This window comes from Labrenzia sp. 5N, assembly GCF_012395805.1.
GTDB lineage: Bacteria > Pseudomonadota > Alphaproteobacteria > Rhizobiales > Stappiaceae > Roseibium > Roseibium algicola.
On record NZ_JAAZTM010000005.1, the window covers coordinates 1 to 11,993 of the forward strand.

Sequence of the window (11,993 nt, forward strand, 5' to 3'; positions counted from 1 at the left end):
CCTTGTTTGAAAGATCAGCGTACCTGCGTAACTCCTTAAAACCATCAGACATCCAAAAACATCCGATGATCGCAAGGCCAACGCCGCCTACGCTTCCCTTCCTTCAATAATCAAATTGTCAAAGAACAGAGGCATCAAAACCTCTCAAGCCGTAACCAGAACTCAACAAAAACAAGCCACTCGCCGAACCATCAAGCCCGGCCACTAGGACCAATTTTCTGGAATTAAGGTCACAAAACCCTGTCGCCAGCGACGTTGCCGCCGTCGATGAACCGGGTTATACGCAGACCAACCCAACCCGTCAACACCGGTTTTCGAAAAAAATCAAAAAAAGCGAAAAAACTTTCATCAAACGCAAAAAGTCGTAATATTTCAGATACTTAATAGTTATCCACCTTTGCGCACAGCAGGCGAAACCACTATCCCCGAGCCTAGTCCACCAGCTGCCGCAATGAGCGCCATGCCTACGTTCCGGGCACCTTCCGCAGGGGTCTCCTTGCGTGTCAGCACTTCAAACAGGTGCACAGCCAGAATTGCGCCTGATGCGCCGATCGGATGCCCTCTTGCAAGTGCGCCGCCCATCCGGTTCAGACCTTCAGATTCAAGACCCAGGGGCGCTGCTGTCGCCATTGCCTGAACCGCATAGGCTTCCATGAGTTCTGTAGCAGCCAGCTCCGTCGCATCCATACCCAGTTCTGCGAACATGGCCTTCGCCACCTCTATCGGAACCAGAGCCGGTTCGGCGGGGTTACCGCCGGCACTTCGGCTCGCAAGTATTTTCAGGCCTGACTTCCGGCTCTCACTTGAATACAAATGAAAGCGTTCTTGAAAGGCTCCCTCGGACATCAGCAATACCGCGGCAGCGCCGTCTGCTTCGCAGGCGATCGTTGCGGCACTAAGACCGGTTTCGTTATCTCCGTTCAGAAGCGGTGCCCTGAGGGCTGTCTTGAGCGACAGGTGTCTCGTGAACCCGTCCTCTTCCGGAAGTTTCCCTCCGGCATTGACCAGACGTCCGCGAAGATAGCCCCTTGCCGACCTCGCCTTGTCGTGTGAGGTCACAGCAAAGACCGCCTGGTCTTCTCGCGATGTTCCCGTTTCAGCGGCGAGCCTTGCAGCTGCATCTGCAAGATCCGGGTCGCCGAATGGCGCGGGCGCAAAAGCAGGACGGTCGTAAGCAACGGGCGGTACCTCCGGATCGACAGGTCTGATCATCCGGATCGGCGACCGGCTGAAGCTTTCCGCTCCTCCTGCCAGAACAATGTCCGCCGCACCTGCCTCGATCAATCTTGCGCCCATGACGATCGCATCAAGTCCCGAGCAGCACTGCGTATCGATGGTGAGAGCGGGAACCGTTTGAGGCAACCCGGCGCGAAGCGCGGCAAGGCGGGCCGGATTGCCGCCGCCATAAAGAGCGTTGCCCAGAAAGACGCAGTCGACCTCTTCTGGCTCTATTCCGGCGTCAACGACAAGCTGTGCAAGAACGGGTGCGGCAAGCTCGTCGGTCTGAAACAAGGCAAGTGCGCCACCGCGCGGGCAAACCGCCGTCCGCCGTGCTGCTGCGATCACTGCCTTGCGTGTCTGCGTCACCCGCTGCCTCCGGTTTTCGCCAAATCGGCCACGACCTTCCGAATATCCGGCTTGCCCCCTGGCGTCAGCGGCATCTTTGCCCTGATGTGAATATGCCTCGGCACCTTGCCGGGTGCGAGACGTTCGCGGCAATGGCGCAGCAAGATCTGCTCTGCCCCCGCCAAAGACGCACCCAGCTCAACCACCGCCTCCAGCCGGTGACCGCGCACCTGATCCGGTAACCCTGCGACGACTGCAAGGGCGACGGCGGGATGGTCGGCCAATACGGCCTCAACCTCTTCCGGATAGACATTCAGCCCGGAAGTGATGACCATGCGGTTTTCCCGTCCTGTCAGAAACAGGAAGCCTCGCTCATCGAGAAAACCGTGATCGCCGACGGTGAGCCAACCGTCCCGCCAGAGCGTGTCCGGCGATGTGCCGCTTATATAGTGCGAAAACAGCAGTCCGCTCCGCACCCAGACCGGCCCGGCCCGGCCAGGGGCAGCGGGGGACGAAGGGTCACCGATCACGATATCGACCCCTTGCGCGGCACACCCGACCGAGCCTGCAGGGACATTGTCCTCAGGTGAGGACAGCGTGATGAAGCTGGTTTCCGAAGCCCCGTAGAATTCGAAAAGGCGTGCCTCGGGGAAAACCGACTTCAAGGCCTGCCTGTCGGCTTCACGCCATTTGGCCCCGCTCGCGAGAACCTGTTTCACCGCAGCGATGGGACCGCTGCGCCGGGCAGCCTCGGCCAGAAAGTGCAGCTGGGTCGGCGTTGCATAAAGGACAGAGCCTTCGGGGGCACTGCCAAGTTCCCTCAGGACGACGCGCGGGTCGAACCGCGGCGTGAGCACCACCTGCTGGCCGCAGGCGAGGCCGCAGACAGCGCCATAAAGGTGAAGTGAATGCGTGAGCTGCCCGGGCAGGACGACGCGGCTGCCTTTCGAAATACCGAAAGCCTGTGCTGACAGCTTGAAGCTTTCGAGCCACGATCTGTGAGAGCGCACATAGCCCTTGGGAACACCGCTGGAACCGGAGGTGAAGCCTGCATAAAAGAGGTCGTCTTCGTCCGGCAGGATCTCAGGTGGAGTTTCCGGTGACCTTCGCGCTTCAGTGGAACCGGTACCAGCCGTCAACAACACCGGCAGGGACTGGTCATCGATGACGAGGTCTGGCCCGACCGCTTCCAGAACTGCTGATGCCTGGGCTGAAGGCCAGTCCGGGTCCATGACCGTGGCGACACGCCCGGTGCGGGCGCAGGCAAAGAAGCAGACGACCAGGTCCGCAGGGTCCCGAAGACGCAGAACCACATAGCTTGCATGGTCGGTCCGATCACAAAGCACTGCCTCGATCCGGTTGATCCGGACTGCAAGCTCCTGCCAGGAGAGAGAATTCGGACCGCATGTGAGTGCGGCCCCAGTGGCTTTCTCACTGGCAAACCGGTCGAGATTGTCGCCGACGAAGGCCATGATGTGGCCTTGCTGGATCTACGGAATTAAGACCGGGACAACACGGCACCCGGCAGGCCGCGTGCGACGGTCTGAACGATGAGCGCCGTAAGTGCGACCTTGACCAGGTCACCGGGAATATAGATTGCGCTGCCAAGCGCGGCTTTCGGAAGGGAAAGTCCGGCCATGATGGCAACCCCCGGGATGCCGAAAGCGTAAACCACCAGAATGCCGCCGACCGCAGCCGCTATTGCCGAAGACACCAGAATGTTCAGCTCGCGGGTCGACTGCATGATCAAGCCGGCCACGAGAGCTCCGACCGGCCAGCCGATCAGGAAACCGACAGACGGACCCATGAAGACGCCAAGACCACCGCGGCCGCCGGACAGGAACGGCAAGCCCAGCGCGACGAGAAACAGGAAAAGCAGCACGGCAAGCGCACCACGGATCGGGCCGAGCATGACACCGGCCAGCATGACACCGAGGGTCTGCGCCGTGATCGGTACACCGCCGAGAAAGGCGATCGCCACCGGCGGAACCAGCCCCAGGGCGGCAATCAGCGCGGCATAGAAAGCAACGTGCACAAGAGACCTGTCAGCCATGATGAAATCGACCTTCTTCTCGTTAACAAGGGTGCTGCCGTTCAACCTCGCGCGGATCTTACCACATGAGGGTCAGGCAACGTCATCTGTGGGCGGGATATCCCAGTTTTTGGCCGAATGCCAGCCATATGGAGCTTCTTTTCGGTCATCTTGACAAGCCTTCCGAGCCGCCGCGCGCCTTCAGTGCTTCGGCAACATGATCCGACATGCTCAGGGACTGAATGGCGAAAGGCGCCAGCAGACGCCACGAATTTCGCGTGCCGGTTCGCGCCTGCCAGGCTTCGCGCAACTGACCGAAAACGACGAGCATATAGGGCGCGAAGCGAAGCACCAGTGCAACGCCCAGCGCCGGTTTGCGGGGAGAGAAACCGAGGAACTCGAGCGGCCTGAACAGCGGCTGGACAGCGTTCAGCATATCGTCCATGCGGGTGGTCACCGAAACGAAATTTGCAGCCAGGATCATGATCGCAAGCCGCAGGATGATCGTAACCCCTTCCAGAAGACTTCCGGACACCCAGTGAAGCGCCAGCAGCACGGCAAGCAAAAACGACATTGCCCGCAGGAGCTTCAGTTGCGCCAGTCCCTCGCGCCCGAGGGAGGCATAACACAGGAGAACACCTGCAAGAGCCGGCAGCAGAACCCAAAATGATGTGTATCGCAGCAGCAGCAGGCTGGCGACGGCAACAGCCAGAAGCTTCAGGCCCGCGGGCATCCGGTGGGCCCAGCTGTTGCCCTGGAGATAGACCGACATCATAACTCGGCAACCTCCACATTCATGCCCTGCCGCGAGACGACGTCTTCCTGAAACGCCGCCCGAACCGCATCCGGCGCGCCATCCATGCGCAAACGTCCGTCCTCCAGCCAGAGCAGTCTGTCGAAACCGTCGAACTGGCTGAGATCGTGACTGACGAGAACGATCTTCTGCGGCAGTGACAGGATTTTCTGGCGGATTCGCACTGTCGTCAGTGCATCGAGGCTGGCCATCGGCTCGTCCAGCACCAATAGGCGCGGCTCCATGACCAGAACCGCCAGGATGCAGACGAGCTGTTTCTGACCGCCGGAAAGTTCCGTGATCGGTTTGCCGGCCAGCCCCTCACAGCCATGCAGGGCGAGGAACGCCCGCGCACGGCTGCGGCTTTCTTCCTTGCCGGCCCCGAGTTGGGTGAGGCCAAAGGCGATCTCTTCTTCCACCGTGGGAAAAATGGCCTGATGATCCGGGTTCTGGAACACGAAGCCGACATGACGCGGCAACTCCAGTTCCGCCTCGGCGGAGGGGGCTCCAAAAAGCGTGAGGTCGCCGCTCGTCGGTGTACGCAAGCCGTTCAACAGGCGTACAAGAGAGCTCTTGCCGGACCCGTTCAGGCCGATGATGCCGATCCGGTCTTCGGCAAGCTGCAAGGTGAGATCCTGCAGGATATGCTCTTTGCCGACACTCAGGCCAACCCGATCGAAGACCGCGTAGGGACTGGCGTCGGGATTACAGACACTGGGCCTGTCCTTGAGTTTCCTGCTTTTGGGCCAGAATGCCATGTCACCTCGTCGCGGACGGCACTCCTTGCAAGGGCCGGTCCTGTTTTGCGCGCAGCTTATCGGTCGGATCTGCCGGCTTGTCAAAGACTGACAGGTGCCTGGCAAAATCACACATTACCGCAAGGCCTTACCCTACCGGGCGGGTGAGATCGGGCAATTCGGCCAATTGGCCGATGGTGGATCTGATGCGCTGGAGGGCCCAGCGGAATCGGTCGTCGGACTGCTCGGATCCGAAGGTCAGGCGCAGATAGGGCGCCGGCTGGTGGTCCTTCGCCTGAAAATACCGGGATGACAAGACCGAAATGCCCTGGTGTCCGAGCGCGTTCTGAAGCGCGTCGGGATCGACGGTTTCCGGCAGGCGCAGCCAGCCGAACACCTTGTTGACGTCGCTCTGCAGGAAATGCGGCGCGAGCAGGTCACGCGCCGCCAGGAACCTCGTGCGGTTTGCCTTGCGCTTCAGGCGCAGCGTCTTGAACAGATGTCCCTCGCGTACCCAGCCGGCAATCAGTTCTGCCGTGATGGGGGAGGCCATCCAGGTGCTTTCACCGATCTTGTTGCGAATGCTGTCACCGAAAGGCCCGGGCACATGGACGAAGCCGATCCGGCTTCCGGGTGAACAGACCTTGGAGATACTGGCGATTGAGGCCGTGCGCTCCGGCGCCAGCGCACCGAAGGCGGGCAGAGCATCCGGCAGAAAAGGCGTATAGGGATCGTCCTCGACGATCTTCAGGTCGAATTGCCGGGCAACCGCAACCAGATCCTGCCGTTCTTCAACAGACATGGTGTGAGTGGTCGGGTTCTGCATGTTCGGCATCAGGAACACGCCTTTGACACCATGCGTCTTCGCGGCCTGGGCAAGCGCTGCCGGATCCATGGCGCCGAAGCCGCCATCGGCCCGTATCAATGCGGGCAAAGGCACCGGCTTCAGGCCGATGCTGGCAAAGGAACTGAAGATCGACGGGTAGGTGAACCGGTCGACGGCAACCGCATCGCCCGGGCGGAACAGGGCCTGGCAGGTGACCTGAATTCCGTGCTGCGCGCCACAGGTAACCGCGACCCGGTCCGGGTCGGCTTCCAGACCGTAGTCCTTGAAGACGAGAGCCCCGGTTTCGCGATGCGCCTTCAGCCCTTCAGACGGTACGAACCCGTTCAACCGGTCGATCCCCACCGTGCGCGCCATCCGCGTCAGCCCGTCGGAAAGACTCGGGTTGAGATGCGGATAGGCAAAGTTTCGCGCCAGATCGCAGGTTTCCGGCTCGTCTTCCTTCGGGGCAAGGGGCGAAACCTTCTGGGTTTCAGAGGCAATATAGGTGCCCCGTCCGGTTTCTCCCTTCACCAGCCTGCGCCGCTCGGCTTCGCCGTAGGCACGGGTAATGGTGCCGAGCGTCACGCCAAGCTGATAGGCAAGTTCGCGCTGTGGCGGCAGCCTGTCGCCCTGGGCAAGCGCCCCGGTCTTGATGTCGGCTTCCAACGCGTCCGCGATCGCCAGATAGATCGGGCCACCGGCCGCTTCGATGTTCGGGATCCACATTGTCATGAGAACAATGTTATCATTGACTGATACAATACCTCAAGACAATTAGTATCTCCGCTATTTTGTATCGATTGTATCGAAGCACTCGATGCTGTGTCTGGAGATACCCATGGATTACGCCACGTTTCTCGCCTTCGCGGTGTTCGTCATCGTCATGACCGGGACACCCGGTCCGGGCAACCTGACCTTTCTGGCCATCGGCGCATCCGCAGGGTACCGCACCGCCTTTCCCGTGATTGTCGCCTCGCAGATCGGATCTTTGCCGCTCAAGCTCAGCGTTGCGTATGGCCTGGGCCATGTGATGGCCGGAGGCGGCACGGTGGTGACTGTCTTCAAGGTGCTGAGCATGGCCTATATGACCTATCTTGCCTGGCGGATCGTTTGCCTCAGCGTCAAGCCGAAGGGCGAGGTCGCGCTGCCCAGTTTCTGGGAAGGGTTGCTGATACACCCGCTCAGCCCGAAAACCTGGGCCATGAACCTGGTTGCCTTTTCAACCTTCCTGGCCGGCAACGGGCTCGGGATCCACGAAAACGCGATGATCCTGGTGGCGGGCTTTACCCTCGGCGGGATGGTGTTTCATTCCCTATGGGCCCTGGTTGGCGTGTCGATCCTCGCCCTGATCGGCGAAGGCCCGCTCATGCGAGCCATCACGGTGACCATGGCAATCGCCATGTTGGCGGCGACTGTTTGGGCATTGCTGATCTGAGCCTGCGTGTCAGTCAATAAACAAACGGGATGAACTTGCGCGTGCGGGCTGCATAGGCGTCGAATTGCGGGCCATATCTCCGCGAAAGATAGGCATCGAGCGCCGGGATATGAAAGACCACAAAGGAAACCGCCATGAATGCCGGAACGGCAAGCGCCGCAAGATTGTGGGTGAGCAGAGCCCAGCCTGTGAACAGCACCGTGTCGCCGAAATAGTTGATATGCATCGATGAGGCGAAGAGACCCCCGGTGTAGCATTGACCGTGATGGGCGGGATCACGTTTCCACCACTTGCGCTGCAGTTCCGACCAGCTGTTGAGAAACGAACCGCCGACCACCATTGCAAGCGCGACACCATCGAGAACCGAGAAGGGTACGGCGACCTGCCGAAAGGCACCGCTGCCGAGCAACAAAAAGCCTATTTCGAAGAAGGCGATGAAGGCTCCCAGTCCAAAGACCTCCGGAAAAGCCACCTTCCGGGCAAGCAGGTAGAACAGGGTCAACAGATGGCGGGCAAAATAGAGCACAGTGCAGGCAAGCAGGAGCAGACCACGCTGCGGATCGGCGAGGGTGAGTTCCAGCCCGAACCAGGCACCGACCCGTACCCATCCACCGCCCAGAAGAAGCCAGATGCTTAAGAGCACACAGATGAGGTGAAGTGCTGCGAAGACACATTTTTGCAGCAGGGACCTTTCGTGCTCGCGGCTCACGCCTCCAGGTTGCGCCATGAATACTCCTTCGATCCGACAGCTCGATTTTTGGAGCTTGTGGACCGTCAATTTATTTTCGTCCAACTGGACTAAAAAGAGATCTAGACGACGCACCATCAGGTGGTCAATATGTTTATCGACCAACTGGACGAAATAATGCCGAAACAGATCGATCACGAGGCCTACCGGCTGGAACTTGCGCGCAAGGCTGCGCCGCTTTTTTCCGAACTCGGCTACTCCGGCCTTGGAATGCGCCGCGTTGCGGAAGCCCTGGGATTGTCGAAAAGCGCGCTCTATCACTACTTTCCAAACAAGAAGAGCCTGTTCCTGGCCTGCACCGAAACAGTCATGGCGCAGATGACGTCAGAGGCCGGCGCGAATGATGCTTCACGGGTGCCCGCGTCAGCACTGGTTGACTTCGCCCGGAGCCTGGAGCCTGGATTTGCAGCCGAAATCTCGCTGCTGTTCGACTACCTGCGCGGCAAGACGGGGGAAGAAATCGCCAGTGACCCGGCAATGAAGCTCGCCAATGACCAGCTGCGCGGGCACGTTCGAAGCCTTGTGGGGAGCGAGGCGGCCGACAGCGTGCTGTGCCTTTTGATGGGCACCTTGCTGATGCGCCATTTCACCGGCGGCACGCTGGATTATGAGACCATTCTGCCGGCGCTCAAGAAACTGACCTGACCGGAGGCACTGCGTGAAGCGAGACAGATCCGGCAGCATGCGCCTGCCGGATCTGCCCGACCGGCCACAGGGGAGACCGCGGCCGGGTGAAGGTCAGGCAGCGGGTAAACTCTACCGCTGCAGGTCCTTCAGTTCCTTTTGCCAACGCGCCTCGAACGACGTTTCATGCGGGTTGGGGCCAAGCCCGATATCCCGGCGCAGCTCGTCCGGCAGATGAGCCACGTTCACACGCTTGCGGCCACGGGTTGCCATCCTTGCGAACAGAGAACCGATAAGCGACCTTAATGAAAAGCCCAAGTCTTGCTGATGGGTCGCGCAGCCCGATTTCGTCTGGGAGAGCCTGAACACGTCTATAACTCCTGTTTCTTGTGAGTTACATATCGGCGAGTTCCGGTTGTCTTACCAACGAAAATTCGATAGACATGCATAAGGGAGACTTATGCATGTCAGTGAATTTGCCACCACTTTCCGCAATCCGGGCCTTTGAAGCTGCAAGCCGGCACCTGAGTTTTACCAAGGCCGGCGACGAGTTGGGCATGACCCAGGCGGCTGTTAGCTACCAGATCAAGATCCTGGAAGATCGTCTCGGCTTTCAGCTGTTCACCCGCAAGGCCCGCAAGATCGAGCTGACCGACAATGGCGGGCAACTGGCGGCGCGGGTGGTGGATGCGTTCTCCTCGCTTCGCAGTGCCTTCGAGGATATTTCCGAAAAGAACGCCGGCCAGCTTGTCGTCTCCAGCAACACCACGTTTGCGGTCAACTGGCTGTCAAACCGCCTGTTCGAGTTCCAGATGCAGAACCCGGACGTGGGCGTGCGCATCGTTCCCTATGGCCCGCATGCTGAACCGGAGTTCAACGAATCCGACGTCGTGATCTCCGCCTGCAAGGCTCCTCCGAAAAACTGGCTCGCCCATGAAATCGTGCGTGCGGACTTTACGCCGATGCTGAGCCCGAAGCTTGCGGACACGATCGGCGGCGTCAGCAAGCCCGAGGACATTCTGAAATTGCCGCTGGTCGATCCGCAGGACCCCTGGTGGCAGATGTGGTTCGAGGCAGCGGGACTGCCGAATGTCGACCTGAGCGGTCACCCTAGCTCGCGCATGGGGTCACAGGCGCTCGAGGCCAATCGGGCGATCGCAGGACAGGGCGTCGCGATCCTGACCCCCTATTTCTGCAAGACCGCCCTTGAAAACGGCCAGTTGATCCAGCCGTTCAAGCTGACCTGCCATGCCGATGACGAAAGCTGGTACATGAGTTACCCGCCCGCCCTGCGCACCAGCCGCAAGGTCCGCCTGTTCCGTGACTGGGTTCATGCGGAACTGAAGCGCGACGGCATGCCTGTCAGCGCGCCGATGGCAGTTGTTGCCTGAGGACATCCGCCCCCCCCAACCCAAGCTTCCGGATCATGAAAAAGCCCCGGCCATCCATCGGACGACCGGGGCCAATTGCTTTTGGAACACCAAGGTTTGCCTTACGGCGTGAACACGATGGTCTTGTTGCCGACGATCATCACCCGGTTTTCCAGGTGATACTTGACGGCACGGGCCAGCACGCGGGATTCGATGTCGCGGCCACGGGCGACGAAATCGTCAGCGGAGAGCGCATGGCTTACCCGTTCGGCGTCCTGCTCGATGATCGGGCCTTCATCGAGATCCGGCGTCACATAGTGAGCGGTGGCCCCGATCATCTTGACGCCGCGAGCATGCGCCTGGTGATAGGGTTTTGCACCCTTGAAGCTCGGCAGGAAGGAGTGGTGGATGTTGATGATCTTGCCGAACAAACGCTTGGAAAGGCTGTCGGAAAGCACCTGCATGTAGCGGGCGAGAACCACCAGATCGGCTCCGGTTTCCTTGACCAGCTTCAGCAGTTTCTCTTCCTGCTCGGCCTTGTTTTCCTTGTTCACCGGCCAATGGTGGTACGGAATGCCTTCGTGCTCGGCCGTGCGCTGGCTATCGGTGTGGTTGGAAACAATCGCGACCACTTCGGCATCCATCCAGCCGACGCGGATCTGGTAGAGAAGGTGCAACATGGCATGGTCGAATTTGGACACCATGACGATGACCTTCGGCCGTTTGGCCGTATCGACCAGTTTGGCCTTCATGTCGAAGCGGCTGATGACCGGGTCAAGCGCCCTCTGAACGCTTTCCAGGGTCACGCCTTCCGGAGCCAGAATGGCAATACGCAGGAAGAACTGGTTGGTTACCCGGTCCCAGAACTGGTCACTTTCGGCAATATTGGCGCCAAAATCCGCCAGTTCCGTCGTGACTGCCGCCACAATGCCAGGCTTGTCCGCGCAAGACAGCGTCAGAACGTAAAGGCTATCCGCCATGATTTTCCAGTCTCCAACCTTGAGGGCCGCAGCCCGCTGATTTTGCTTCGTGCCGGATGCCGGCCCGAACAATCAGGCAGGCATCAGACTGTGTTCCTTCAGGGCCGATACCAGATCGCTGACCCGGTCGGCATTGTCTATCGCGCGTTCTCCGGTCCTGTTCCACAGGCCGTTTTCAAAACCGATCCTGGCCTTGCCGCCCCGCCGGACCGCCTCCACCAGACACTCCGTCTCGCGGTGTCCGAAAGCGCAGACCGCCCAGTCCAGCGACTGCCCCTTGTCGCGTTCCGCGAGCTTTTCCAGAAACGGCACCAGATCTTCCGGTGTGCTTTCCTGGCCTGCCGCATAACGCCCCAGAACGAACAGCAGCTGATGGCTTTCCCCTGCCAGGGTGCCGGCTGCCGCCAGGTCGAAAAACCGGTCCAGATCATCCGCGCTGTAGACGATATGCTGGACCGCACATTCATGGTCGAACGCCCAGTGGTAAAAGGCTTTTGCCTGGTCTTGCCCGCCTTCCGGAACCATCTCCCGGATCGCGACGGAGACCGCATCCGGCTTGACCTTGTAGACCAGTTCGCGTTGCTCTTCCGGAGTGTATTTTCCAACAGCTTCCGTGGTGATTTGAACCTGCATTTGCGGCACCGCAACACGCATTTCCGACAAGAGCTCACGATAAAGCCCGGCGTCAAGCACATGGGCGCCGGTAAGGTCGCGTACGTGGGCATGAAGCGCACCGGCTCCAGCCTCAAAACACGCATTTGCCGCTACCACCGTTTCGGCGATGGTCATCGGCAGGGCGGAATGATCCGCCTTGGTCCGGCGGGCACCGTTGGGAGCCACCATGATCAATGATAAAGGCGGCGGAACAAAAAGCGCACTCAT

The 11,993-nt window shown here is 60.0% G+C and carries 13 protein-coding genes; 3 read left to right on the forward strand and 10 right to left on the reverse strand.

The window, feature by feature from the left end:
- Positions 1-387 precede the first annotated feature (387 nt).
- The 6 genes from HEP89_RS07380 to HEP89_RS07405 form a co-directional block, all read right to left on the reverse strand.
- Entirely contained in the window at positions 388-1,587 is a 1,200-nt protein-coding gene (locus tag HEP89_RS07380) for a thiolase family protein (protein WP_077291302.1), read from the reverse strand.
- Entirely contained in the window at positions 1,584-3,038 is a 1,455-nt protein-coding gene (locus HEP89_RS07385; RefSeq protein WP_077291303.1) for an AMP-binding protein, read from the reverse strand. Before HEP89_RS07385 ends, HEP89_RS07380 begins: the two co-directional genes overlap by 4 nt.
- 26 nt (positions 3,039-3,064) lie before the next feature.
- Positions 3,065-3,619: a BioY family transporter gene (locus HEP89_RS07390; protein ID WP_031269905.1), complete on the reverse strand. Its 555-nt coding sequence runs from the start codon at positions 3,617-3,619 to the stop codon at positions 3,065-3,067.
- Between the two features lie 145 nt (positions 3,620-3,764).
- Positions 3,765-4,373, reverse strand: a complete 609-nt coding sequence (locus HEP89_RS07395; RefSeq protein ID WP_023002284.1) for an energy-coupling factor transporter transmembrane protein EcfT — start codon at positions 4,371-4,373, stop codon at positions 3,765-3,767.
- The gene (locus tag HEP89_RS07400) at positions 4,370-5,149 is read right to left on the reverse strand and encodes an ABC transporter ATP-binding protein (RefSeq protein ID WP_023002285.1); all 780 of its coding nucleotides are present in this window, start codon (positions 5,147-5,149) and stop codon (positions 4,370-4,372) included. The genes HEP89_RS07395 and HEP89_RS07400 overlap by 4 nt, the downstream gene beginning before the upstream one ends.
- Positions 5,150-5,276: 127 nt before the next feature.
- Entirely contained in the window at positions 5,277-6,686 is a 1,410-nt protein-coding gene (locus tag HEP89_RS07405; protein WP_209014511.1) for a PLP-dependent aminotransferase family protein, read from the reverse strand.
- Positions 6,687-6,792: 106 nt separating this feature from the next.
- Between HEP89_RS07405 and HEP89_RS07410 the strand changes: the two genes are divergently transcribed.
- The gene (locus HEP89_RS07410) at positions 6,793-7,389 is read left to right on the forward strand and encodes a LysE family translocator (protein WP_023002287.1); all 597 of its coding nucleotides are present in this window, start codon (positions 6,793-6,795) and stop codon (positions 7,387-7,389) included.
- A 13-nt stretch (positions 7,390-7,402) separates the two neighbouring features.
- Here HEP89_RS07410 and HEP89_RS07415 read toward each other — a convergent pair whose 3' ends face one another.
- Positions 7,403-8,275, reverse strand: coding sequence for a DUF1295 domain-containing protein (locus tag HEP89_RS07415; RefSeq protein WP_209014513.1), 873 nt, complete (start codon positions 8,273-8,275; stop codon positions 7,403-7,405).
- On the opposite strand from HEP89_RS07415, the gene HEP89_RS07420 reads away from it, so the two are divergent.
- Positions 8,255-8,782: a TetR/AcrR family transcriptional regulator gene (locus HEP89_RS07420; RefSeq protein ID WP_168691699.1), complete on the forward strand. Its 528-nt coding sequence runs from the start codon at positions 8,255-8,257 to the stop codon at positions 8,780-8,782. The genes HEP89_RS07415 and HEP89_RS07420 overlap by 21 nt on opposite strands.
- A 111-nt stretch (positions 8,783-8,893) precedes the next feature.
- Here the strand turns inward: HEP89_RS07420 and HEP89_RS07425 are convergent, their stop codons facing one another.
- Positions 8,894-9,130: a hypothetical protein gene (locus HEP89_RS07425; protein WP_145903841.1), complete on the reverse strand. Its 237-nt coding sequence runs from the start codon at positions 9,128-9,130 to the stop codon at positions 8,894-8,896.
- A gap of 95 nt (positions 9,131-9,225) precedes the next feature.
- Between HEP89_RS07425 and HEP89_RS07430 the strand changes: the two genes are divergently transcribed.
- Positions 9,226-10,152, forward strand: a complete 927-nt coding sequence (locus HEP89_RS07430; protein WP_062485731.1) for a LysR family transcriptional regulator — start codon at positions 9,226-9,228, stop codon at positions 10,150-10,152.
- Positions 10,153-10,253: 101 nt separating this feature from the next.
- On the opposite strand, the gene purU is transcribed toward HEP89_RS07430, so the two are convergent.
- Both purU and HEP89_RS07440 read right to left on the reverse strand, forming a co-directional pair.
- Entirely contained in the window at positions 10,254-11,111 is an 858-nt protein-coding gene (gene purU, locus HEP89_RS07435; protein ID WP_023002292.1) for a formyltetrahydrofolate deformylase, read from the reverse strand.
- A 72-nt stretch (positions 11,112-11,183) separates the two neighbouring features.
- Complete coding sequence (locus tag HEP89_RS07440) at positions 11,184-11,993, reverse strand: 3-keto-5-aminohexanoate cleavage protein (RefSeq protein WP_168691700.1); 810 nt, start codon at positions 11,991-11,993, stop codon at positions 11,184-11,186.

What these genes read in the sequence shown, in the direction of transcription:
- HEP89_RS07385 (WP_077291303.1), bottom strand. Translation starts at nt 3,038, where the DNA reads ATGGCCTTCGTCGGCGACAATCTCGACCGGTTTGCCAGTGAGAAAGCC.
- HEP89_RS07390 (WP_031269905.1), bottom strand. Translation starts at nt 3,619, where the DNA reads ATGGCTGACAGGTCTCTTGTGCACGTTGCTTTCTATGCCGCGCTGATT.
- HEP89_RS07395 (WP_023002284.1), bottom strand. Translation starts at nt 4,373, where the DNA reads ATGATGTCGGTCTATCTCCAGGGCAACAGCTGGGCCCACCGGATGCCC.
- HEP89_RS07400 (WP_023002285.1), bottom strand. Translation starts at nt 5,149, where the DNA reads ATGGCATTCTGGCCCAAAAGCAGGAAACTCAAGGACAGGCCCAGTGTC.
- HEP89_RS07405 (WP_209014511.1), bottom strand. Translation starts at nt 6,686, where the DNA reads ATGACAATGTGGATCCCGAACATCGAAGCGGCCGGTGGCCCGATCTAT.
- HEP89_RS07410 (WP_023002287.1), top strand. Translation starts at nt 6,793, where the DNA reads ATGGATTACGCCACGTTTCTCGCCTTCGCGGTGTTCGTCATCGTCATG.
- HEP89_RS07420 (WP_168691699.1), top strand. Translation starts at nt 8,255, where the DNA reads ATGCCGAAACAGATCGATCACGAGGCCTACCGGCTGGAACTTGCGCGC.
- HEP89_RS07430 (WP_062485731.1), top strand. Translation starts at nt 9,226, where the DNA reads ATGTCAGTGAATTTGCCACCACTTTCCGCAATCCGGGCCTTTGAAGCT.
- purU (WP_023002292.1), bottom strand. Translation starts at nt 11,111, where the DNA reads ATGGCGGATAGCCTTTACGTTCTGACGCTGTCTTGCGCGGACAAGCCT.
- HEP89_RS07440 (WP_168691700.1), bottom strand. Translation starts at nt 11,993, where the DNA reads ATGAGTGCGCTTTTTGTTCCGCCGCCTTTATCATTGATCATGGTGGCT.